Source organism: Patulibacter ginsengiterrae, from assembly GCF_056269115.1.
In genome coordinates this window covers 53,576-75,749 of record NZ_JBWDOG010000017.1, presented here as the reverse complement: position 1 = coordinate 75,749, position 22,174 = coordinate 53,576, and the positions used below count along the sequence as shown (strand labels likewise).

Sequence of the window (22,174 nt, the reverse complement as noted above, 5' to 3'; positions counted from 1 at the left end):
GGCGATCGGCGCCCCGCGCGAGCCCCCGGCCTTCCCGGTCGCGTCGCCGGGCGACCGCTCAGTTGCCCGCGGTCGCGGCGGCGTCCGGCCGGTACGGCGTGGGGCCGCCCGTGCCGTCGGTCGAGCGGGCGCTGCCCTGACCGGCACCGCTGTCGCCGGTGTAGTCGCCACCGGTCGAATCGGTCGAATCGGTCCCCGTCGAGTCGCCCGAATCGGGGGCGCCCGACGTCGCGTACTGCCCGGAGCCCTTCGAGCCGCTGAACGACACCAGGCCCTTGAAGGGCTCGCAGAAGCTGCCGTGGGCGGCGGCCATGTAGTCGTGCCAGATCGGCGAGGCCACGGTCGCGCCCTGGATGTTCGTGCCGGCCGTCGAGGTCGACAGGATCGGCTGGCGGCTGCCCGGGTACCCGACCCAGACGGCGGTCGCCATGTTCGGCGTGTAGCCGGTCAGCCAGACGTCGGCGGCCTTGTCCGAGGTGCCGGTCTTGCCACCGGCCGGGCAGCCGTAGCCGGCCGACTTCGCGGTGCCGGACTGGATGTCCTTCTCGAGGATCCGGGTGATCTCGCTCGCGACCCCGGGCTTGAGCGCCTGGACCGCGCGGACGCGCTGCGGGCGCTTGACCCGGCCGTCGGGGAAGACGACCTTGGTGATCGCCCGCGGCACGGTCCGCTTCCCGCGGTTGGCGAGCGTCGCGTAGACCCGCGCCATCTCGAGCGGGGTGACGCCCTCACCGAGGCCGCCGATGCCCTCGGAGGGGAAGCTCTGGAGCTTCGAGGTCACACCCATCGCGCGGGCGGTCTTGGTGACGTTCTCGGGGCCGACGTCGAGGTCGAGCTGGAAGAAGACGGTGTTGACCGACTTCAGCGTCGCCTGGACCAGGTCCATCCGGGTGCCCGTGCTGCCCTCGCGGGCGAAGTTCTTGACCTCACCGGTGCCCCACCGCGCCGGGATCGGGAAGGTCCCCGGCGCCGGGTAGGTCGTGCTCGGGCTGATCCCCTGCTCCAGCGCGGCCGCGAGCACGATGATCTTGAAGGTCGATCCCGGCTGGCGCTTCGCCTGCGAGGCCAGCTCGAACTGCGACTTGCCGTAGGCGAGCGAGCTCGCCATCGCCTGGATGTCACCGGTCTTCGGCTGGATCGTCACGACGGCGGCGCTCGGGTCGCTGGCGGCGGGCAGGTTCTTCGCCATCGCGGCCCGCGCGAGCCGCTGCTTGCGCAGATCGAGCGTCGTGTGGACCTTCAACCCGCCCTGGGAGACGCGCTTGCGGCCGTACCTCTTGACCAGTTCCTTCTTCACGTAGTCCATGAAGCCCTGCTCGCGACGGGCGGTGTAGTAGTCGCCCTTCTTCAGCCCGAGCGGCTGGTTCTGGGCCTTCGCCGCCTGCGCGGGGGTGATGTAGTTCTGCTCCGCCATCCGCCGCAGCACGTCGTTGCGGCGCTTGAGCGCGGCCGGGGCGTTGGTGTACGGGTTGTACTGCGTCGGCGCCTGCGGCAGGCCCGCGATCATCGCCGACTGCCCGACGGTCAAGCGGCTGGCGGTGGTGTCGAAGAAGACCCGGGCCGCGGCCTCCACGCCCTTGATCTCCTGGCCGCCGGACACGCCGTACGGGGCCGAGTTGAGGTAGGTGGTGAGCACCCACTCCTTGCCGTCGGGACCGGGGTGGCGGTCCTCGAGCTGGCCAGCGAGCTTCGCCTCGCGGATCTTCCGCTTGAGGCTGCTGGAGGTGTCCTTCGTCCAGAGGTTGCGGATCAGCTGCATCTCGAGCGTCGACGCGCCCTCGACGTTGCTGCCGCTGGTGATGTTGCGCGTGGCCGCGCGGAAGATGCCCTCGACGTCGACGCCCCCGTGCTCGTAGAAGCGGCGGTCCTCGACCGCGACGGTCGCCTGCCGGACGGTCTTGGCCATCTTCGTCGAGGCGACCGGCTGCCGCAGGACCGGCCCGCGCAGGAACCCGAGCCGCGTCCCGTCCGACGAGTACACGACGGACGTGGCCCCGGGATCGACCTCGGCGAGGTCGTTCAGGTCGACGCTGTCGGCGATGCTCGAGACGTAGCCGAACGCCCCGATCGCACCGACGACGAGGCCGACGCCGACGACGGAGAAGAAGACGAGTAGGACGCGCGCGGCGCCCCCCTTGGAGCGGCGCTGACGGCGCTTGCGGGCAGCATGGGACATAGGGACTCCGGCAAGGCTACCGGGCCGACGCGCATTCTCCTGCCGGTTGCAGCGGTGGCTGCAGCGCGCGGGCGGTGTTGGTTCGACACCATGCACGGGATGGGACGCGACTCCCAGCTCGACTGGCCGAGCGCTCTCACGGCGCCGGAGCAGGTCGCGCCACCCGACGCCGATCGGCGTCCAACGTCCTGGCCACAGACCGCGCTGGCGGTGCTTCCGGCGTTCCTGATCACCCGGTTGGTGGTCGTCCTCAGCGGGCTCACGGCGGTCGCGATCTGGGGCCTCGAGCCGGCGCGGAAGGTCTACGACCCCGCCGGCTACACGACCGAGCTCGGCCACACCTTCAGCAACCTGATCGCGCCGCTCGCGCGCTGGGACGCGGTCTGGTTCCTCGACATCGCCGAGGTCGGCTACCCGACCTCGTACCCGCCGCGGGCCGCGTTCTTCCCGCTCTATCCGGTGCTGATGCGGGCCGGCGGCTGGGTCGTCGGCTCGCCGCTGGTCGCCGGGCTGCTGATCTCGTTCGTCTGCGCGTTCGTCGGGGCGATGCTGGTCCACCGCCTGACCGAGCTCGAGCTCGGCCGACGGGCCGCCGGTGCCGCGGTCTGGGCGCTGCTCGCCTTCCCCGGGTCGATGTGGCTGACCGCCGTCTACTCCGAGGGGCTGTTCCTGCTGCTCTCGGCCGGCTGCCTGCTCGCCGCCCGCCAGCGTGCCTGGCTGCTGGCGGGGCTGCTCGGGGCGCTCGCCTCGTCGACCCGCAGCGCGGGCGTGGTCCTGATCGTGCCGCTCGCGGTCCTGGCCTGGACCCAGTACCGGGCACGGGCCCGAGCGCCGCGCCCCGACGATCCCCGCTCCGACCCACCCCCGGGAGCCCGCCGCTGGCCGGCGATCGACGACTGGCGGCCGTGGCTGGCGGCGGCGGCGGTCCCGCTCGGCACGATCGTCTTCGCGATCTCGCTGAGGATCGCCGGGCACGGCTGGACCACCGCGCTCGACCAGCAGCAGGAGTGGGGCCGCGAGAACGTCGGCCCGTTCGTCGGCCTGCTCCGGTCGGTCGAGGCCGCCGGCGACGGACTCGCCCAGCTGCTGGGGACGACCGGCGTGAGCGCCGCGACGCCCGGGGCCGAGTGGATGAACCCCGTCCTCCTGGCCTTCCTGGTGGTCGGCCTCTGCGTGCTCGTCGGGGTCGCGCGGCGGCTGCCCCCGGCCTACGCCGCCTACACCGCCTGCGCCCTGCTGCTGCCGCTCAGCTCGCCGGCCGTCGGCGGGGGCGAGCCGTTGATGTCGCTGCCGCGGTTCCTCGGAGTCCTGTTCCCGCTCGCGATGTGGACCGGTTGGTGGGTGACGCGCGGCTCGTGGCAGCGTGGTCGTGGGGTCGCGCTCGCGGTCACCGGCATCCTGCTGCTCGCCGGCGTCTCGGCCCTCACGGCCCGCTGGACGTTCGTGGCCTGAGCACCGCGCGGCCGCGCAACACGCCCGGGAATGGCTGGTCTTCAGGTCTTCTCGCTAGCCTCGGGCCCGTGAACGCGTCGTCGTCGCCCGCCATGCCGCCGCCGGCCCCGTCCGAGGCCCCGGTCCCGCTGCCGTCGCCGTCGGAGCACCGCTGGGGCGCGAGCCACGCGCTGGTCGCCCTGATCACCACCTTCGGGGCCGCGCTCTTCATCGGGATCCCCGCGCTCCTGATCGGCGAAGGCTCGACCACGGCCAAGATCGCGGGCACGGCGATCTCGTCGGTGCTCCAGAACGGGGTCTTCGTCGCCGTCCCGGTCCTGATCCTGGTCCTGATGATCGGCCCGGTCCGGCGCCGCGACTTCGGACTGCGGATGCCGCCGCGCCCGTGGCTGGTGGTCGGCGCGGTCGTGCTCGCGTTCGTGGCCTACGCGCTGCTGTCCGCCCTGCTCGGCTCGTTGCTCGGCGTCGGCGACCAGAAGGACGATCTGCCCGAGAAGCTCGGGGCCAAGGACACCGCCATCGCCGGCATCGTCGTCGCCTTCTGCGTGACCGTGCTGGCCCCGATCGGCGAGGAGTTCCTGCTCCGCGGGGTCGTCTACACCGGGCTCCGCAACAGCCTCGGCCGGATCTCCCCGAAGTACGTCGCGATCGGCGTCGCTGCCGTGATCGACGGCCTGATCTTCGGGGCGCTGCACGCCGCCGGGTCGAAGGCGATCTTCCTCCCGATCCTCGCGCTCTTCGGCGCGGTCCTCTGCCTGCTCTACCAGGCCAGCGGCTCGCTCTACGCGCCGATCGCGCTGCACATGACCAACAACGTGCTGGCGATCACCGTCGCGCTCGACTGGTCGTTCGCGGGTGGCGTCGCGCTCTGGCTCTGTGCCTTCACGATCCTCTCGGCGTTCGCCGTGATCGCCCGCCTGATCGGCGCGAAGCTGCCCGCCTGGCCGCTCCGGCCCGCACCGCCGCCCCGGAGCCAGGTCGCCGAGTCGACCTGAGCCGCAGACCAGCCGCGGGCGAGCGTCCCCAGTGGACATCGTCCGCGGGCGACCGGCCGTGGCCTCGCCCGGGGTATCTTCTGGCGATGAACGGTCCCCGCGCGCACCGCCGCGCTGCCCTCCTGGCGGTCGTCCCGTCCCTGCTGGTCGCCGCACCGTCGGCGTCCGCTGCCGTGACGACGCCGGCGGCGCCCGCACCACCACCGGCCACCACCCCCGCGCCGTCCCCGGACCCATCGGCGCCGGCACCTGCACCACCCGTCGCCAAGCTCAGCGTGGTCACCGAGGGCGCCCGCAGCGGCAAGGCGCTCCGCGGCGACCGTTGGCGGGCGCTGGCGGTCCTCGACACGTGGGTGCCCGGCACCACGGTCAAGATCTCGTTCACGGTCAACGGGCGCACGAAGCTGACGCGGGCGCTGCCGCTGAAGCAGTCGCAGGACGCGAAGAAGGGCGTCGCCCGGATCGTCGTCCCGAAGCAGGCCCGCAAGGGTGGCCGGGTCGCCGTCCGCGCCGAGATCGCCGCCGGCCAGCCGGTCGCGGCGACCCGGGCCAAGGTCCGCCTGGTCGTGCAGGCCAGCCCCTCGGCCGCCCCCGGCGAGCGCGGCCTGTCGGTCCGGATCCTCCAGGGGATGCTGAAGTCGAAGGGCTACGTGATCGGCGAGCACGGCGTCTACGACGCCCGCACCCAGCGCGCCGTGCTCGCCTTCCGCAAGGTGACCCGGATGGCCCGGACGACCCAGGCCAACCGCGCGGTCTTCACCGCGCTGCGGGCCGGAAAGGGCCGCTTCCGCGTCCGCTTCCCCTCGCACGGGCGCCACGTCGAGGGCGACATCTCGCGCCAGGTCCTGGCCCTGATCGGCAACGGCGGCAAGGTCGAGCGGATCTACCACACGTCGACCGGCGCGCCGGCGACCCCGACGATCCGCGGCAGCTACCGGGTCTACATGAAGGATCCGGGCACGAACGCCAAGGGCATGTACAAGTCGTCGTACTTCATCCGCGGCTACGCGGTCCACGGCTACCCGTCGGTGCCGGTCTACAACGCCAGCCACGGCTGCTTCCGGGTACCGATGGCGGACGCCGCCTCGATCTTCGCCTGGATGACGATGGGGACGATCGTCGACACCTACTAGATGGGTGAATCCGTGGCCTCCCGGGATCGGGGGGCCACGGCAGTGCCCCGGAGGGTCGGCGGCGAGCGCACCATTCTGGGGACTCAGGGCCCCAGTTCGACACCCTCGCCGAAGAGCCGCCGGCGACGGAGACGCGCCCCGGGCCCGGGGCCGCGGTGCGTCGCGGCACGCGAGCCGCGGCTCCGGGCGCGTACCATCGCCGGCACCCATGAGCGCGCCGCACGACAACCCCAAGGACCGCCTGGTCGCCATCCTCCGCGAGCACGCCCTGGTGATCGGCGAGGTCACGCTGACCAGCGGCAAGACCGCCTCGTACTACGTCGACGCGAAGCGCGCGATCATGCGCCCGGACGGGTTCCGGGCGCTCGGCGAGCTGCTGGCCGAGCAGGTCGTCGCCTTCGGGGCGACCGCCGTCGGCGGGATGACGATGGGGGCCGACCCGGTCGCCTGCGCCGCGCTGGCCGGGGGTGCCGACGCCAACGCCTTCTTCGTCCGCAAGGAGTCGAAGGCCCACGGCCTCCAGCGCCGGGTCGAGGGCCCGTTCCTGACCGACGCCGATCGCTGCCTGGTGGTCGAGGACGTCGTCACCACCGGCGGCTCGACCGTCCAGGCGATCGAGGCGCTCCAGGCCGAGGGCCGCACGATCGTCGGCGTCGTCTCCGTGCTCGACCGCCTCGCCGGCGGCGGCGACCGGATCACCGCCGCCGCGGGCGTCCCCTACGTCGCGTTGACGACGATCGACGACGTCTACCCGGACCGCCCCGCGAGCTGAGCCGGGCACCCCAGGCCCCGACCCGGGTCGGGGCCTGGGCCGGGCCACGGCGTGCCGACGCCCGCAGGCGCCGGCACGCGTGCGCCTACTTGCGGGCGGCGAGCACCCAGAAGTGGGCGTAGCTCGTGCGACCGGCGGTGCCGTCGGCGCCCGTGGGCTGGATCCGCAGGCGGTAGCGGCCGGGGGCCAAGGCCGTGACCCGGAACGTCCGCAGCAGCGGCAGCGCGTGCGTGCCGGCCTCGTCCGTCCGCACCAGGGCGAGCTTTCGAGACCCGCGAGCGACCCGAGGCGACGCCCCCGCCGTGACGGTGGCGTAGGCGATCGGCTTGCCGCCCCGGGAGGCGGGTCCGGCCCCGGCCGGCGCCACGGCCGGGCAGCCGGTCGGCGCCGCCGGCGAGCTCCGCGTGACCCGGCGCTGCAGGGTCAGCGACAGCTTCGTGGTCTCCGTCGTGGCGTAGCGGACGGTGATCTCCCGCCGCGCGCCACGGACGTTGCCGAGGCAGCGGGCGTCGCTCGCGATCCGGGTCACACGGACCGGCGTGCGTGACGGCTGCGCTCCCAGCGCGGCGCCTGGCTGCGGCTTCGCCTGCTGCTGCGGCGCGGGCTGCGGCTCCGGAACCGCCGGGACCGAGACCGCGACCGAGCTGCGCGGCGCCTCGGCGTTGCCGACCGCGTCGACGCTGAAGTAGCGGATCCGCTCGCCCGCGGCGAGCACCGGCCGGTTCGCCGGGTCGTACTCGCGGCTGTCCGTCGTCGGAGCAGCGGGGTCGACACCGGACGTGTAGTACGTCGTGGCCACGCCCGAGCCCGCGTCGGACGCGCTCAGGTTGACCGCAGCCCCCGGAGCCGTGCCTGCGGTCACGTCGTCGGTGGTCACCGGCGCAACCAGATCGACCTTCGCCGGGTCCGAGCTGCGCGGCGTCTCGGCGTGGCCGACCGCGTCGACGCTGAAGTAGCGGATCCGCTCGCCGTCGTTCAGCGTCGGCTTGTGCGCCGGGTCGTACTCGGGGCTCGCGGTCGTCGGCAGCGCCGGGTTGACGCCGACCTCGTAGTAGGTGTGGGCGACGCCCGACCCGTCCGGATCGCTCGCGTCGAGGGTGACGACCGGGGCCGTCGCGACCCAGCCGGTCGGCACGTCGTCGGTGGTCGCCGGTGCCGTCAGGTCGACCTGCGGCGCGTCCGAGCTGCGCGGGGTCTCCGCGTGCCCGACCGCGTCGACGCTGAAGTAGCGGATCTTCTGGCCGTCGCTCAGCGTCGGCTTGTGCGCCGGGTCGTACTCGGGGCTCGCGGTCGTCGGCAGCGCCGGGTTGACGCCGATCTCGTAGTAGGTGTGGGCGACGCCCGACCCGTCCGGATCGCTCGCGTCGAGCGTGACGACCGGCGCCGCGCCGACCCATCCGGCGGGCACGTCGTCGGCGGTGACCGGCGCGTCGAGGTCGACCTTCGCCGCGTCCGAGCTGCGCGGCGTCTCGGCGTTGCCGGCGGAGTCGACGCTGAAGTAGCGGATCTTCTGGCCGTCGTTGAGCGTCGGCTTGTGGGCCGGCTCGTACTCCGGGCTCGCCGTGGTCGGCAGCGCCGGGTTGGCCCCGACCTCGTAGTAGGTGTGGGCGACGCCGTTCGCGTCGGAGGCGGTCAGCGTGACGGCCGGCGCGGCGGTCTGCCACGCGGTCGGCACGTCATCGCCGGTGACCGGCGCGATCGAGTCCTCGACGTAGGTCGGGCCCGCCGTCGAGCAGGCCGAGACGTTGCCCGAGTCGTCGGTCGCGGTCGCGTAGGGCGTGACCGTCGCGTTGTCGGCGACCGTGAAGGTCACGCCCGCACCGCCATTGAAGGCGGTCGCGGTGCCGGTGCCGAGGACCGTCCCCGTGCAGGCGCTGTCGCCGTAGATCCGGACCGTCGACCCGGCCTCGGCCGCGCCGGTCGCCTTCGGGGCGTTGTCGCGCCCAGGCGAGCTCGGCGACACGTTCGAGACGGTCGGCGCGACGGGCGCCACGACGTCCTCGACGAACCGGAAGCTGTCGATGCCGATGTAGTTGCCGTTGGTCGTCGCCGGGCCCACGTTCGGGACCGAGTAGCGGAAGCCGAGGCAGCCGGCGGAGGTGCCGGACGGCAGGCCGCTCAGCACGACCGTCTGCTTCGTCCAGGCCTTCGGGTACCCGGTCGTGGTGAGCGTCGGGTTGATCGTGAGCAGCAGGGTCGAGAACGATCCGGTCGCGCTCGGCCCGACGCCCGGATTGCAGGTGCCGTCGCTCGACACCCGCAGCTCCAGCCGGTCGACGTACGGCTCGTCGGCGGTCCGCGTGTAGAACGAGACCTCGTCGCCGTTGGTCAAGGTCGTGATCTGGGGCGAGATCAGCCAGTTGCTGATCGTCCCGGAGGCTCCGCTGACGCTGTTGAAGTTCGCGGCGATGTAGGAGGCCGCAGCACCCTGGTGAGCGTCGAACGGGCCGCCGCTGCCGGCGGAGGGCGGATTGCCCTGGAACCAACCGTTGCCCCCGAGCGGGGACGACTGGTTGGACTGGGTCCAGCCCACGGGCGCCCACGGCTGACCGGCGGCGACGCCGGGACCGAAGTCCTCGCTGAGGTCAGCCGCGGAGGCGGCTGGTGCGCCCAGCGTGAGCGCGGCGCCGACGGCGGCGGCCGCGATCAGCAGACCGCGACGCGAACCTGGACGCGAGCGTGGACGGGAACCGGCGGAGGGACGGAAAGCGGGCAAGAAGCGCTCCGGGTCGAATTGGACGGACGCCCGCCCTCTCGCCCCCGCACTGCCGACGGTCCGAGTCCACGCGCCCTAGCGGGCGCGAACGCTACCGGAGCCCGTGTCGTCGGAGACCCCGTTTGCCAGCGGGATCGACCGTCCGTCCAGCGCCGTCGTCGCCCGCTCGCGGTCCCAGACGTCGGCGCCTACGCCGTCCGCCCGCAGCAGGAACTTCTGGACCCGCTGGGTCGCCGTCTTCGGCAGCGCCTCGACGACCCGCACGTAGCGCGGCAGCATGAACGGGGCCAGTCGGGCCGCGCAGTGCTCCAGCAGCTCGGGCCCCGAGACGTTTTCCCCCGGACGCAGCACGACCGCGAGCAGCACGTCCTCCTCACCCAACTCGGACGGCACCCCGACGGCGGCGCTCTCGGCGACGGCGTCGTGGGCGTTGGCCGCCCGCTCGACCTCGAACGAGGAGATGTTCTCGCCCCGGCGGCGGATCACGTCCTTGAGCCGGTCGAGGAAGGTCAGGTAGCCGTCGGCGTCGCGGCGGCCGCGGTCGCCGGTGTGGAACCAGCCCCCGGCCATCGCCGCCCGGGTCGCCTCCGGATCCCGGTAGTAGCCGCGGAAGAGCACGTCCGGGCGGGTCGCACGGACGACGATCTCGCCCGGCTCGTCGTCGGGCGCCTGCTCGCCGTGCTCGTCCTCGATCCGGACCTCGGCCCAGTCGACGGCCCGCCCGATCGTCCCGACCCGGACCGCGTCCGGCGGGTTGGCGACGCAGATCGTGGCGGTCTCGGTCAGCCCGTAGGCCTCGAGGATCGCGAGCCCGAAGCGGCGCTCGAACGCCGGCCAGAGGTCGACCGGCGCGGCCCCGCCGACGGCCAGCCGCAGGCCGCTCTCGTGGTCGTCCTCGCGAACCGGCTGCTTGGCGATCATCGTCAGCATCGCGCCGATGTAGTTGAAGACGGTCGCGCCCTCGCGGCGGACGTCGTCGAGGAAGCCGGAGGCGCTGAAGCGGCGGGCCAGGACCAGCGGCCGACCGGAGACGAGCGCGCCCATCGTCGAGAGCATCTGGGCGTTGACGTGGAACAGCGGCAGCGACGTGTAGAGGACGTCGTCGTCGCGGACCCGGACCATCTCGCGGGTGAACCCGAGCCCGGTGGTGACGAACGCCTGGTGCCCGTTCATCACCCCCTTCGCGCGCCCGGTGGTGCCGGAGGTGTAGAGGATCGAGGCCAGGGCGTCGGGGCGGACGACGGCCGCCGGGGCCGGTGCGTAGCTGCCCGCGAGCCAGGCGCGGGCGTCGTCCCAGCCCGCGGCGGCCGGAACGTCGCCCGCGCTACTGCCCGCCGAGGTGAGCGCGAACCGCCGCAGCCGCGCCCCGTCGTCCCCGAGCGCCGCGTCGCAGGCCGCCACCAGCGTCGCATCCGCGACCAGCAGCGAGCTCTCGCTGTGGCGGAGGACGTGACGCAGCCCGTCGCCGACCAGGCCGGTGTTGACCGGCACGAAGACCGCCCCGAGCAGCGCCGAGCCGAACCAGAGGTCGAGCAGCTCGAGGCCGTTGGGCAGCATCACCGCGAGCTTGTCGCCGGCCCGCAGCCCCGCATCGGCCAGCGCCGCGGCCGCCTGGCGCGCCCGCAGCAGCGCCTCGGCGAACGTCACCGCCGCGCCGTCGCAGGCGACGAAGCGGGCATCGGGCGTCAGCTCGGCCCGGTCGAGCAGGACCCGCGGGATCGTCGCGCCCGCGGGCGTCGCGTCGCCCACGTAGCGCACGGCGGTCACGCGGCCTCGGGCAGGAAGGCGACGCCGTCGACCTCGACCGCCGCGCCGAGCAGCAGGTCGGCGACCCCGACCGCGGCGCTGGCGGGGTGGTCGGTCGGGAAGCGCTCGGCCCGGACCGCGCTGAACGCGCCGTAGGTCGTGAGGTCGGTCAGGAACGCGTTCAGCTTGACCACGTGCTCGAGTCCCGCCCCGACCTGCCCGAGCAGGCCCTCGATCTGGTCGAAGATCGCCCGGCTCTCGGCCGCGACGCCACCGGCGACGATCGCCTTGCCGGTCGCGTCGAAGCCGACCTGGCCGGAGATCTGGATCAGCGAGCCGCCCCCGACGGGGATCACCACCAGCTCGCTGAAGGCGCCGAAGTGGGACGGGATGCGGGTGTGGGACATGCTCAGGTCTCCGTGTCGTCGAGTTCGCCGTCGCTCCGGGAGAGCGCGAGGCGGGTGTGCCGGGTGTGGACCCGGTAGAGGTCGGCCGCGTCCTCGGGGGCGCGGCGGGCGATCGCGTCGAGGATCATCTGGTGCTCGGCCATCGCCAGCTCCAGGCGCGGCTGCTGGACGTACGCCAGCCGGTGCGGCGCGGTCCGCTGCCAGAGGCTCGAGGCGATCTCGTACAGCAGCTCGAGGCGCGAGCTGCGGAGCAGCAGCAGGTGCAGCTCGCCGTCGAGCCGGAGGTAGTCGGCGATCTCCCCGGCGACCGCGTGCTCCCGCGCGCGCTCGTCGAGCGACCGTGCCTCCGCCAGCTCCTCGTCGCTGATCCGGATCGCGGTCTCGGCGATCAGCAGCGGCTCGAGCGCCTCGCGGGCGACGTACAGCTGCTCGAGCGAGCGGCGGGTCACGCGGGTCACGCGCGCCCCGACGTCGCGTTCGAGCTCGACGAAGCCCTCGCCGGCCAGCTCGCGGAACGCCTCGCGCACCGGCGAGCGACTGACGCCGTACTCCTGCGCGACCACGTCCTGCTTGATCCGGTCGCCCGGCTTCAGGCGCCCGGTGACGATCGCGTCCCGTAGGCCGCGCGCCACCGTCGCCGCCAGCGGCAGCTTGACCGCGTCGCGGACCGGCTTGGTCTCGTCGTTCTCGCTCATCACCGTGTGTTTACCCCACCGACCGGGCGGCCCACTCGGCCGTCTCCTCGAGCGCCCCGGTCATCGCCTCGATCGTGAAGTCGAGCGCCTCGTCGTCGAGCGTGGTGCAGAGCGCCATCTCGCCGTCGGGGCCGAAGAAGACGCCACGGTCGATCGCGGCCAGGTGCAGGTAGGCGCCGGTCTCGCGGTCGGGCTCGCCCGCGGCGTCGAGCACGTAGCTGCCGAGCACCGAGCCCTCGCCCGTCACCTCGACCGGCAGCCCGGCGGCCCGCGAGCGCTCGCGGAGGGTCGTGCGCAGCTTCTCGGCGCGCCGGTCCATGTCCGAGATCCGCTCCGCGGTCAGGTCCTCCAGCGCGACCAGGCCGGCGGTGCAGGCCAGCGGGTTGCCGTTGAACGAGCCCCCGTGGTAGACGCTCCCCTCGCGGCGCGAGTCGAGCAGGCCGAGGACCTCCTCGCTGCCCGCGACGACGCCCATCGGCACGCCACCGCCGATGAACTTGCCGAGGCAGGTCAGATCGGGCGCGAAGCCGTACTTCTGGGCCGAGCCACCGTGGGCGAGCCGGAACATCAGGCAGTCGTCGAGGATCACCATCGCGCCGTGGCGCCGGGCGAGGTCGACCAGCGCCGGCAGGAAGCCCTCGGGCGGGGCCGCGACGCGGAACGTCAGCAGCACCGGCTCGATGATCACCGCGGCGATCTGCTCGCCGTATTCGGCGAACACCTGCTCGTAGGACTCGATGTCGCCGAAGCGGCCGAGGACCGTCCGGCCCGGCAGGTTGCCGATCCCGTAGAGCCCGGCCTCGAGGTCGTCGTAGGAGCCGTGGTAGGCGCCGTAGGACTTGAGGATCAGCGGCCGCCCGGTGGCCCGGCGCGCGAGCTTGGTGGCGAGCATCGTCGCCTCCGTGCCCGTGTTCGTGAACCGGACCCGCTCGGCGGACGGGATCCGCTCGCAGAGCATCGACGCGTAGTCGACCTGGCTGCGCGAGGGACCGACCCAGGCGGTGCCGCGCGGGATCGCGTCGAACAGCGCGTCCTGGACGGGCGCGTAGGCGTGCCCGTGGATCAGGCTCAGCCCGTTGTAGGTGAAGTCGACGTAGCGGCGCCCGTCGAGGTCCCAGAGGTACGGGCCCGTCCCGTGCTCGAAGACCACCGGGTAGGGCTTGAAGAAGCCGTAGGCGCGGGTGCTGCCGCCGGGCATCACCTGGCGAGCCTCGGTGCTCAGGGCCTTCGAGCTGGGCGTGCTCGCGAGGTAGCGGTCGGCGGCGGGGCCGGTCGGCTCATCGACGTACGGCGCCTTCATGCGCGTCGGCCGGTTGGGACGTGGGACATCGTCGCTCCTGTCGTGTACAAGCTGTTCATGCGGCGTCGCGCCGCCGGTCGGTCGCGGTCACGTCGACGGCCAGATCGGCCGTCGCCCGGGTCCCGGTCAGGACCACGCCATAGATCTCGTCGGCCGCGCGGGCGGAGACCCAGCCCTCGCGGACGTCGTGGAGGACCGCCGCGGGGTCGCGGGCCAGCGGGGCGCCGTAGCCGCCCCCGCCGCTCTCGACGCCGACGATCCACTCGCCGGGGACGAGCTCGATCCCGCCCATCGCCTCCAGCTCGGTGCGACGCCCGTCGGCCTCGAGCTTGGCCGCCGAGGCGGCCGCGCCGGAGCCGCCGCCGTGCACGCCGGCCGGCGGGCGCTGCGCGTAGTCGGCCGCCCAGAAGACCTCCATCGGCGCGCCGACCGGGCCGTAGACGACCTCGCTCGCCGGGCCGCCGCGGTGGCGACCGGCGCCGCCGGAGTCCTCCAGCAGCCGGACCGAGCGGAACCGCAGCGGGTACTTCTGCTCGATCACCTCGACCGAGTCGATGTAGACGGTCTTCGCGCAGTCGGGCATCGCGTAGGTCACCCAGCCGTCGGCATAGGGGCCGCCGGGGCCGCCGTTGTTGCCGATCACGGCCTGGTTGATGTACGGCCGGCCGCTGCGCGCGTCGGTCCCCGAGTAGACGCCCCAGCCGACCCCGAGCGCGCCCCCGCCCTCGGCCAGGCCGTGGCCCTCGCCGAGCTGGGCGAAGGCGACCTGGACCGCGTTGATCAGGCGGTTGGTGATGTTCGTCGTCGCCATCGAGGCCGAGAACGGGTGCCGCAGGCCGCCGGCGATCGAGCCGTCGCGGAGCAGGATCCCGACCCGCCGGAAGCTGCCGGCGTTGCGCGGGACGTCGGCCGGGAGGCAGTTGAAGACGGCGATGATCGCGCCGGCCATCGCGCAGCTCTGGGAGAGGTTGATCCCGGCTGGGACGCAGTCGATGTTGTCGCGCAGGTCGACCTCGACCCGGCCGGCCTCGGGATCGATCTCGACCCCGACGCGGACCTCGACCCCGTCGGGCAGACCCGGCAGCGGGTCGTGGGTCGACGCGGCGCGCAGCCGCGCCGCGGGCAGCTCGGCGATCGCCCGCTGCATCCGCCGCTCGGAGTAGTCCAGCCACCAGGCCTGGAACTCCCGCAGGGTCTCGATCCCGTACTGCTCGACCAGCTCGCCGATCCGCCGCTCGCCGATCCGGACCGCGCCGAGCGAGGCGAGGTAGTCGCCGTACCAGACGTCCGGGACCCGGATCCGCCGCTCGCACATCCGCACGATGTCGGCGACGTCCTCGTAGCCGCGCTGGATCCGCACGCACGGGAACGAGAGCCCGCCCTCCTCGTAGAGGTCGCGGGCGAACGGGACGTAGGTGGTCGGCTGGGCGTTGCCGCAGTCAGCCTGGTGGGCCTTGGCCGAGACGGTGAAGACGTGCTCGCCGCCGGCGTAGACGGGGACCAGCAGCGTGTGGTCGGCGGTGTGGGTGTTGCCGAGGTAGGGGTCGTTGTGGAGGTAGGCGTCGCCGGGCGCCATGTCCGGGTGCAGCTCGCGCATCGAGGTGGTCTGGAGACCCGCCCCGAGCACGTGGACCTGGAGCCCCTCGGCCGCGGCCAGCAGCTCGTCGTCGGCGGTCACCACGCAGCACGAGAAGTCGCGCGCCATGTTCAGCACGGAGGAGCGCCCCGCGCGGAACAGCGTGTTGGTCATCTCCCGCACGATCGTCTCGAAGCGATTGGCGAGGACCGCCGCGAGGACGGGATCGAAACCGGTCACGGAGGTCATGCGCGCTCCAGCAGGTAGTCGCCGATCGGCGTCACCCGGATGGACCACCCGGGCGGGACGACGATCGTGGTGGTGGGCTCGACGACCAGCGCCGGCCCGTCGATCGCGGCGCCGGGCCCGAGCCCGTCACCGGTCCAGATGCTTGCCTCGTGCGCGCCCGCGCCGGGGAAGGTGATCGTGCGCCGGGCGCTGGCCGTGGGAGGGCCGTCGACGGTGGCGGCGGTGCCGGTCCCCCGTGGCGGCTTGGCCGGAGCGGCCCGCAGCCGTCCGACGCAGTGCACGACCTCGACCCGCTGGGCGCTGTCGGAGACGGCGAAGACCCGCTCGTGCGCGGCGTGGAAGGCGTCGGCCAGGCTCGCGACCTGCTCCGGACCGTCGAAGCGGGCGAACGGCAGCGGCACCGGCAGCGTCCACGCCTGATGGGCGTAGCGGGCCTCGACCGAGCGTTCGACCTGCTGGTCGTCGACCCCGGCGTCGCGGAGCGCGGCCCCGGTCGTGGCCAGGACGGCGTCGATCTCCGCGAACGCCGCGTCGGCGGAGGCGAAGTCGCCGTCGGCGCTGTCGCAGAGGACCGTCCGGCCCTCCTCGACCAGGATGTCGCTGTACTGGCCGCCGAACGCGCTCAGCGCTCCGGCGGCGCGCGGCATCACGACCCGGTCGCAGTCGAGCGCGTCGGCGATCGCCGCGATCCCGAGCCCGGCCGCGCCGCCGCCGGCGACGATCCCCGAGGCCCGCGGGTCGATCCCCTGGTCGATCGTGATCGCCTTGATCGCGTCGACCATGTGCTGGTTGGCGATCGTCATCACCGCCTCGGCGGCGGCGACCGGCGTGCTCCCGAGCTCGTCGGCCAGCACGCCCAGGACCCGCTCGGCGGCCGCGGCGTCGAGCCGCATCCGTCCGCCGAGGAACCGCTCCGGATCGAGGTAGCCGAGCAGCAGCGCGGCGTCGGTGACCGTCGGCCGGTCCCCGCCGTGGCCGTAGCAGGCGGGTCCGGGGTCGGCCCCGGCGCTCTCGGGTCCGACCCGCAGCAGGCCGCCCGCGTCGACCCAGGCGACCGAGCCGCCCCCGGCCCCGATCGAGCGCACGTCGACCGACGAGAGCCCGGTCAGGTGGCCGGTGAAGGCGCCGCCGAGCCAGGTCTCGCGGGTCGTGACGATCGCCCCGTCGCGGATCAGCGAGACGTCGAAGCTGGTGCCGCCGGTGTCGCAGACGATGATGTCGGCGCGGTCGAGCTCGTCGACGAACAGGCGCCCGGCGACCGGGGCCAGCGACGGCCCCGACTTCGCGGCGAGGACCGGCTTGGCCGCCAGCTCCGCCATCGGCAGCACGCCGCCGACCGAGGTCGCGGCCAGCAGCTCCCCCGTGAAGCCGGACGCGCGCAGGCCCTCGTCGACCTCGGTCAGGTGCCCCGGCAGCAGCCGCTTGAGCGACGCGTCGATCGCCGTCCCGGAGGCCCGCCGGTACTCGCGCAGGATCGGGTTGAGCTGGTGCGAGAGCGTGAACGGCACGCCCGGCAGCTCCTCCGCCAGCAGCTCGGCGAGCCGCTGCTCGTGGCTCCCGTCGACGGTCGACCAGAGCAGGCAGACCGCGACCGCCTCGACCCCGTGCGCGGCCATCCCGCGCAGCGTCGCGCGGGCCTGGTCCTCGTCGAGCGGCAGGACGGTCTCGCCGTCGGCGCCGATCCGCTCGCGGATCTCGAAGGTCAGGGCGCGCGGGACGTACGGCTCCGGGTACGGCCGGCTGAAGTCGTACGGGTGCATCGACCCGCCCTCGCGGCGGACGAGCACGTCCGGGAAGCCCTCGGTCACCAGCAGCGCGGTGCGCGCGGTCTTGCCCTCGAGGATCGCGTTGGTCGCGCGGGTCGTCGAGAACACGAACAGGTCGCAGCGGGCCAGCAGCCCGGGGGCGTCGAGGCCGAGCTGCGGGGCGGCGTTGGCGATCGCCGAGAGCAGGCCGTCGGCGAGCCGCTGCGGGGTCGTCAGCGACTTGCCCAGGGCGAGCCGGCCGCTGGTGTCGGAGACGACGACGTCGGTGAACGTGCCGCCGACGTCGCAGGTGATCTTGACCGTCAGGGTGTCGGGAACCACGGGGGTCAGCTCCGGTCGGTTTCGGGGTCGTTGAGGCGGGCGGCCCGGCGGCGTTGCCACCAGGCTCCGGGCCACTCCAGCTCGCGGCCGCGCATGATCCCGTCGCGGCGACGGGCGAGCACGGCGAGGATGCAGAGGGCGAGTGCGGCGGCGGCGAGGCCGTCGCGGCCGGGGAAGTCGATCGGGCCGGCGCTGAAGCCGTCCTCGGCCGCGTTGAAGACGAAGCTCAGGATCGAGATCACGACGGCGCCGACGACCGCGCCGGCGAGGCTCTTCTGCCCGCCGAAGACGAGCATCGCGATCGTCAGGAAGGTGATGTGGAGGTAGAAGGCCGAGGGCGTGAACGCCCCCTGGAACTGGGCGTAGAGGAAGCCGCCGATCCCGGTCACGAAGGCGCTCAGCAGGAACGCCTTGGCGCGCTCGCGGGCGATCGAGACGCCGGCCGCGCGGGCCGCGAAGTCGTCCTCGCGGGACGCCCGCAGCCGCAGCCCCGACGCCGACCGCTGGTAGACGAAGACCAGGCCGATCACGGCGACCGCCCAGGCCAGCGCGCTGAAGATCGTGGTGTTGGTCGGCACCCCGATCATCGTCTGGCTGCCGCGGGTGACGGCCGTCCAGTTCGACGCGACCTGGAAGACGATCACCAGCACCGCGAACATCACCAGCGAGGCGGCGAGGCCGGAGAGCCGCGCGATCGGGACGACGATGATCGCCGCGATCGCGACGGTCACCAGGCCCGCGATCAGGCCGCCGGGCAGCGGCCCGAGCTCGATCGCGTGCAGCCAGCCGGGCAGGTCGGGCAGCAGGACCGCCTTCTGGACGCTCGGGATCGTCAGCAGCGCGCCGACGTAGGCCCCGATCGCCATGAAGCTCATCTGGCCGAACGAGAGCACGCCGGAGGTGCCGACGAACGCGTAGAGCCCGACGACCAGCACGACGTTGACGAGGATCTCGATCGTGTCGCGCTGGATCACCAGCGAGGCGTTCGCGCCGACCGCCGCGACGACGACCAGCAGCAGCCAGAGGCCCAGCAGCGGCCAGGCGCGTTCGAGCAGGCCGCGCATCAGACGCGCTCCAGTCGGGCGCGGACGATGATCAAGCCCTGGGGGCGGACGAGCAGCACGAAGATCACTCCGGCGTAGAGGAAGGCGTCGCGGTAGGGCGCGAGCTCGGTCGGCAGCACCACCTGCAGCAGCACGGTCAGCGCCCCGAGGCCGAAGCCACCCCAGGCGGCGCCCCAGAGGCTGCCGAGGCCGCCGACGATCGTGGCCACGAAGGCGACCAGGACCGGGGCGACCCCGATCGTGGGGGTGACGGTGCCGCTCTGGGAGACGACCAGGATCGCCGCGACCCCGGCGAACAGCCCGCTGATGCCGAAGGCCGCCGCGATCACCTTGTCGGCGCGCACGCCGACCAGCCGGGCGGTGGCGAAGCTCTCGGCCGCCGCCCGCATCTGGACGCCGATCATCGAGCGCCGGAGGCCGGTCGCGAGGCCCGCCACCAGCACCAGCGCGACGACCACGCTGACGACGTTGAGGCTGGAGAACGAGACCGACCCGACGGTGATCGAGGAGTCGAGGAAGCCGGGCAGCGAGACGCCCTTGGCCCGCGAGCCGAAGATCACGGTGGCGATCGCCTGGAGCGCGAAGCTGAGCGCGAACGAGGTCACGAGCAGGACCGGCGCCGACGCTCCGCGGAACGGCCGGAACGCCAGCCGTTCCATCAGCAGCGCGGCCACGATCGTGATCGCGATGCAGCCGAGCAGTTGGGCCGGCCAGGGCACGCCGTCGAGCACGTAGAGGCTGTAGGCCCCGATCATGATGAGCTCGCCGTAGGCGAGGTTCATCAGGTTCATGATCCCGAACATCAGCGCGATCCCGATCGCCAGGACCGCGTAGAGCGATCCCAGGCTGGCGGCGTCGACGAGGTGCTGGACGAGGTTGTTCATGCGTCGTTCCCGCCGGTCGACGTCGGGGCGACGCCGAGGTAGCTGGTGGTGAGCAGGTCGCTGTCGGCGAGCTCGGCGCCCGTGCCCTCGAGCACGACCCGGCCGGCGTTGAGCACGTAGGCGCGGTCGGCGAAGCGGACCGCACGGAGCGCGTTCTGCTCGACCAGCAGGATCGTCACGCCCGTGGCGCGCAGTTCCTCGAGCGTGGCGAAGACGTCGTCGACGATCTTCGGGGCCAGCCCGAGCGAGGGCTCGTCGAGCAGCAGCAGCCGCGGCCGGCACATCAGCGCGCGGGAGATCGCCAGCTGCTGCTGCTGGCCGCCGGAGAGCCCGCCGGCCGGGTGCTCGAGCCGGCCGCGGAGGGCCGGGAACCGCTCCATCTCGCGCTCCAGCGCCTCGGCGGCGGCCGCCCGGTCGAGGTCGGCCGTGGCCAGCCGCAGGTTCTCGCGGACGGTCAGTGTGGTGAAGATCTGGCGCCGCTCGGGGACGAGCGCGAGCCCGCGCCGGACGAGCACCTCGGGGGCGGTCCCGGTGATCTCCTCACCGTCGAAGCGGACCGCCCCGGCGGTGATCTGGCGGAGGCCGACGGTCGCGGCCAGGGTCGAGGTCTTGCCCGCGCCGTTGGGGCCGACGAGGCTGACGGCCTCGCCCGCGGCGACGGTCAGCGAGAGCCCGGTGACGACCGCCGTCCGCCCGTAGCTGATGGTGACCTGGTCGAGTTCGAGCACGGCTCAGCTCCCGAGGTAGGCGTCGACGACGCGTTGGTCGGCACGGATCTCGGCCGGGGTCCCGACCGCCAGCACCGTGCCCTGGTCGAGGACCACCAGCCGCGCGCAGAGGCTCATGACCATCTGGACGTCGTGCTCGATCAGGACCACGCCGCAGCCGATCGTGCGCGGCAGCTCGGTGATCGCCGCGACCAGCTCGTCGGTCTCGTGCTCGTTGAGCCCGGCCGCGGGCTCGTCGAGGAACAGGAATCGCGGGCGCATCGCCAGCGCCCGGGCGACCTGGAGCCGGCGTTCCTGGCCGGTGCTGAGGTCGGCGGCGCGACGATGGGCGAGGTGCCCGATCCCCAGCGCGTCGAGCGCCTCGACGGCGCGGGCGCGAGCGGCCCGACGGCGGAGGCCGACCCCCACGCCCGAGACCTCGACGTTCTCGATCACGTCGAGGTCGGAGAACAGCCGCGCGCCCTGGAAGGTCCGCACGACCCCCGCCCGCGCCCGCCGCTCGGGCGACTGCCGGGTGATCTCCTCGCCGTCGAGCCGGACCGTGCCCTCGGTCGGGCGCTGGAATCCGGTCAGGACGTTGACGAGCGTCGTCTTGCCGGCGCCGTTGGGCCCGATCAGGCCGACGATCGTGCCGGGCTCGAACGCGCAGTCGACCCCGTCGATCGCCACGACGCCCTCGAACCGGACGACGAGCCCGGAGGCGTCGAGCCGTCCGGCGGCGTTGCCGCTGGGGCCACCGGCCGCCGCGGCCTCGGACGGCTGGGGGTGATCGACGAGGGTCATGAGCGTGCGGCTTCCGGTCCCGGCCTTACGGGGCCGGGACGTCCTTGGGGTTGGCCTCGGTCAGGTAGCTCGTCTTGCCCTTCTCGATCTGCTGGACGCGGAGGGTCCGGGCGAAGCTGATGTGCCACTTGTCCGTGAACGTCGTCGGCAGCACGAACGGCTCCTCGCGGAACGTCTCCAGCTGGGTTCCGAGCGCCTTGCCCTCGGTCGATCCGTCGGTCCCCTCGACGGCCTTGGTGATCGCCTGGACCATCGCGTAGCCGGTCAGGAAGGCGGACGTGTCGGGCCGCTTGCCCTTGGCCTGCACGTAGCGGTCGACGAGCTTGTTGACCTTGGGGTCGGGGTCGTCGCCGTAGATCGAGGCGTAGGTGGCGAAGAAGACGTTGCCGACGTTCGGCACCGCGTCCTTCCAGTAGTCGCCGTCGAGGTCCTCGTCGCCGAGGATCGGCATCTCGAGGCCGGCGGCGCGCAGCTGCTTGATCACGCTCGCCTGGGTCGGCATGTAGGACGCGAGGTAGATCGCGGCCGGCGGCGTCGGGAGCTGCTTGATCTTGGTGATCTGGGCGGCCAGCGACTGGTCGCCCTGCTTGAAGGTGTCGCTGCCGACGAGCGTGCCGCCGACCTTCGCGTAGCGGGCCTTGAAGCCGGCGGCGCTCTGCTTGGTGAAGTCGATCGTGTTGTCGAGCAGCAGGTAGGCGGTCTTCAGCTTGCGCTCGTTGAACGCCCACTCGGCCATCGCCGCGCCCTCGACCGGGGCGGCGGTCGCCATCGTGAAGGCGAGCGGGCCGATCCCGGCGGGCCCGAACGAGGTCGACGCGGCACAGGTCGAGAAGGCGAGCTTGCCGGCGCCCTGGGCGACGATCGCGGCCGGCGACCCCTGGTCGAAGTCGCAGCTGGTGACGACGACGTCGGCGCCCTTGCCGATCACGGCGGTGGCGGCGTTGCCGGAGAGCTCCGGCTTCGACTTCATGTTCTCGGAGACGATCCGGAACTTGCGGCCCTGCGCCCCGCCCTCGGCGTTGACGTCCTCGACGGCCATCTGGGCCGCCGCTCGGGCCGGCAGGTCATAGGGGGCCATGAAGCCGGTCTCGCCGATCGCGAACCCGAGCGTGATCGGTTCGCCGGCCTTGGCCTTGGTGTCGCCTCCGTCGCTCGAGCTCGTGCTCTGCCCGGACCCACACGCCGCCAGGCCTAGAACAGCGACGACCCCGGCGATCGACATGCCGATGCGCTTCATCTCACCCTCCCCGTGCGGCGCCGGGCCATTCCCAGCGCTTCTCGCGGAAGGTATCCAATCACTCCCAGAAAGGGGAGAAACTTTGCCGTTCGTCCTAGCTTGAGCGGTGCTTTGTATCCGATCCGGACAAATCAGCGACCACCGAACATGCCTCGACGGGCCACGCCCGCACCC

Annotated in this window: 17 protein-coding genes; 4 read left to right on the top strand and 13 right to left on the bottom strand. The window is 73.2% G+C overall.

Features of this window, described 5'->3' with window-relative positions:
• Positions 1 to 58 precede the first annotated feature (58 nt).
• Positions 59 to 2,176 (bottom strand): transglycosylase domain-containing protein, encoded by a 2,118-nt coding sequence (locus ACVUH9_RS18480; protein WP_475759575.1) that lies wholly within the window; start codon positions 2,174 to 2,176, stop codon positions 59 to 61.
• 99 nt (positions 2,177 to 2,275) lie between these two features.
• Between ACVUH9_RS18480 and ACVUH9_RS18475 the strand changes: the two genes are divergently transcribed.
• From ACVUH9_RS18475 to pyrE, 4 genes are all read left to right on the top strand, one after another.
• Positions 2,276 to 3,628 carry a mannosyltransferase family protein gene (locus ACVUH9_RS18475; protein WP_475759573.1) on the top strand — a complete coding sequence of 451 codons (1,353 nt, stop codon included), beginning with the start codon at positions 2,276 to 2,278 and terminating at the stop codon, positions 3,626 to 3,628.
• 68 nt (positions 3,629 to 3,696) lie between these two features.
• Complete coding sequence (locus ACVUH9_RS18470; RefSeq protein ID WP_475759572.1) at positions 3,697 to 4,623, top strand: lysostaphin resistance A-like protein; 927 nt, start codon at positions 3,697 to 3,699, stop codon at positions 4,621 to 4,623.
• Positions 4,624 to 4,709: 86 nt separating this feature from the next.
• Complete coding sequence (locus ACVUH9_RS18465; protein WP_475759571.1) at positions 4,710 to 5,756, top strand: L,D-transpeptidase family protein; 1,047 nt, start codon at positions 4,710 to 4,712, stop codon at positions 5,754 to 5,756.
• Positions 5,757 to 5,964: 208 nt separating this feature from the next.
• On the top strand, positions 5,965 to 6,528 hold the full coding sequence (gene pyrE, locus ACVUH9_RS18460; RefSeq protein WP_475759570.1) for an orotate phosphoribosyltransferase: 564 nt from the start codon (positions 5,965 to 5,967) through the stop codon (positions 6,526 to 6,528).
• An 85-nt stretch (positions 6,529 to 6,613) separates the two neighbouring features.
• Here the strand turns inward: pyrE and ACVUH9_RS18455 are convergent, their stop codons facing one another.
• From ACVUH9_RS18455 to ACVUH9_RS18400, 12 genes are all read right to left on the bottom strand, one after another.
• Positions 6,614 to 9,244 (bottom strand): choice-of-anchor J domain-containing protein, encoded by a 2,631-nt coding sequence (locus tag ACVUH9_RS18455; RefSeq protein ID WP_475759569.1) that lies wholly within the window; start codon positions 9,242 to 9,244, stop codon positions 6,614 to 6,616.
• Between the two features lie 75 nt (positions 9,245 to 9,319).
• Positions 9,320 to 11,011, bottom strand: coding sequence for an AMP-binding protein (locus ACVUH9_RS18450; RefSeq protein ID WP_475759568.1), 1,692 nt, complete (start codon positions 11,009 to 11,011; stop codon positions 9,320 to 9,322).
• Positions 11,008 to 11,397 carry a RidA family protein gene (locus tag ACVUH9_RS18445; RefSeq protein WP_475759566.1) on the bottom strand — a complete coding sequence of 130 codons (390 nt, stop codon included), beginning with the start codon at positions 11,395 to 11,397 and terminating at the stop codon, positions 11,008 to 11,010. Before ACVUH9_RS18445 ends, ACVUH9_RS18450 begins: the two co-directional genes overlap by 4 nt.
• A 2-nt stretch (positions 11,398 to 11,399) precedes the next feature.
• Complete coding sequence (locus ACVUH9_RS18440) at positions 11,400 to 12,092, bottom strand: GntR family transcriptional regulator (protein WP_475759564.1); 693 nt, start codon at positions 12,090 to 12,092, stop codon at positions 11,400 to 11,402.
• A gap of 10 nt (positions 12,093 to 12,102) precedes the next feature.
• The gene (locus ACVUH9_RS18435) at positions 12,103 to 13,392 is read right to left on the bottom strand and encodes an aspartate aminotransferase family protein (protein WP_475759562.1); all 1,290 of its coding nucleotides are present in this window, start codon (positions 13,390 to 13,392) and stop codon (positions 12,103 to 12,105) included.
• A 55-nt stretch (positions 13,393 to 13,447) separates the two neighbouring features.
• Positions 13,448 to 15,217 carry a hydantoinase B/oxoprolinase family protein gene (locus tag ACVUH9_RS18430; RefSeq protein ID WP_475759560.1) on the bottom strand — a complete coding sequence of 590 codons (1,770 nt, stop codon included), beginning with the start codon at positions 15,215 to 15,217 and terminating at the stop codon, positions 13,448 to 13,450.
• Entirely contained in the window at positions 15,214 to 17,304 is a 2,091-nt protein-coding gene (locus ACVUH9_RS18425) for a hydantoinase/oxoprolinase family protein (protein WP_475759558.1), read from the bottom strand. The genes ACVUH9_RS18430 and ACVUH9_RS18425 overlap by 4 nt, the downstream gene beginning before the upstream one ends.
• Before the next feature lie 5 nt (positions 17,305 to 17,309).
• The gene (locus tag ACVUH9_RS18420) at positions 17,310 to 18,368 is read right to left on the bottom strand and encodes a branched-chain amino acid ABC transporter permease (protein ID WP_475759556.1); all 1,059 of its coding nucleotides are present in this window, start codon (positions 18,366 to 18,368) and stop codon (positions 17,310 to 17,312) included.
• Complete coding sequence (locus ACVUH9_RS18415) at positions 18,368 to 19,252, bottom strand: branched-chain amino acid ABC transporter permease (protein WP_475759553.1); 885 nt, start codon at positions 19,250 to 19,252, stop codon at positions 18,368 to 18,370. The genes ACVUH9_RS18420 and ACVUH9_RS18415 overlap by 1 nt, the downstream gene beginning before the upstream one ends.
• Complete coding sequence (locus tag ACVUH9_RS18410) at positions 19,249 to 19,980, bottom strand: ABC transporter ATP-binding protein (RefSeq protein ID WP_475759551.1); 732 nt, start codon at positions 19,978 to 19,980, stop codon at positions 19,249 to 19,251. Before ACVUH9_RS18410 ends, ACVUH9_RS18415 begins: the two co-directional genes overlap by 4 nt.
• A 3-nt stretch (positions 19,981 to 19,983) precedes the next feature.
• Positions 19,984 to 20,763, bottom strand: a complete 780-nt coding sequence (locus ACVUH9_RS18405; RefSeq protein WP_475759549.1) for an ABC transporter ATP-binding protein — start codon at positions 20,761 to 20,763, stop codon at positions 19,984 to 19,986.
• Between the two features lie 25 nt (positions 20,764 to 20,788).
• Positions 20,789 to 22,000 carry an ABC transporter substrate-binding protein gene (locus tag ACVUH9_RS18400; RefSeq protein ID WP_475759547.1) on the bottom strand — a complete coding sequence of 404 codons (1,212 nt, stop codon included), beginning with the start codon at positions 21,998 to 22,000 and terminating at the stop codon, positions 20,789 to 20,791.
• Positions 22,001 to 22,174 lie beyond the last annotated feature (174 nt).

What these genes read in the sequence shown, in the direction of transcription:
- ACVUH9_RS18445 (WP_475759566.1), bottom strand. Translation starts at nt 11,397, where the DNA reads ATGTCCCACACCCGCATCCCGTCCCACTTCGGCGCCTTCAGCGAGCTG.
- ACVUH9_RS18440 (WP_475759564.1), bottom strand. Translation starts at nt 12,092, where the DNA reads ATGAGCGAGAACGACGAGACCAAGCCGGTCCGCGACGCGGTCAAGCTG.
- pyrE (WP_475759570.1), top strand. Translation starts at nt 5,965, where the DNA reads ATGAGCGCGCCGCACGACAACCCCAAGGACCGCCTGGTCGCCATCCTC.
- ACVUH9_RS18405 (WP_475759549.1), bottom strand. Translation starts at nt 20,763, where the DNA reads ATGACCCTCGTCGATCACCCCCAGCCGTCCGAGGCCGCGGCGGCCGGT.
- ACVUH9_RS18465 (WP_475759571.1), top strand. Translation starts at nt 4,710, where the DNA reads ATGAACGGTCCCCGCGCGCACCGCCGCGCTGCCCTCCTGGCGGTCGTC.
- ACVUH9_RS18415 (WP_475759553.1), bottom strand. Translation starts at nt 19,252, where the DNA reads ATGAACAACCTCGTCCAGCACCTCGTCGACGCCGCCAGCCTGGGATCG.
- ACVUH9_RS18430 (WP_475759560.1), bottom strand. Translation starts at nt 15,217, where the DNA reads ATGACCTCCGTGACCGGTTTCGATCCCGTCCTCGCGGCGGTCCTCGCC.
- ACVUH9_RS18435 (WP_475759562.1), bottom strand. Translation starts at nt 13,392, where the DNA reads ATGAAGGCGCCGTACGTCGATGAGCCGACCGGCCCCGCCGCCGACCGC.
- ACVUH9_RS18420 (WP_475759556.1), bottom strand. Translation starts at nt 18,368, where the DNA reads ATGCGCGGCCTGCTCGAACGCGCCTGGCCGCTGCTGGGCCTCTGGCTG.
- ACVUH9_RS18400 (WP_475759547.1), bottom strand. Translation starts at nt 22,000, where the DNA reads ATGAAGCGCATCGGCATGTCGATCGCCGGGGTCGTCGCTGTTCTAGGC.
- ACVUH9_RS18475 (WP_475759573.1), top strand. Translation starts at nt 2,276, where the DNA reads ATGGGACGCGACTCCCAGCTCGACTGGCCGAGCGCTCTCACGGCGCCG.
- ACVUH9_RS18480 (WP_475759575.1), bottom strand. Translation starts at nt 2,176, where the DNA reads ATGTCCCATGCTGCCCGCAAGCGCCGTCAGCGCCGCTCCAAGGGGGGC.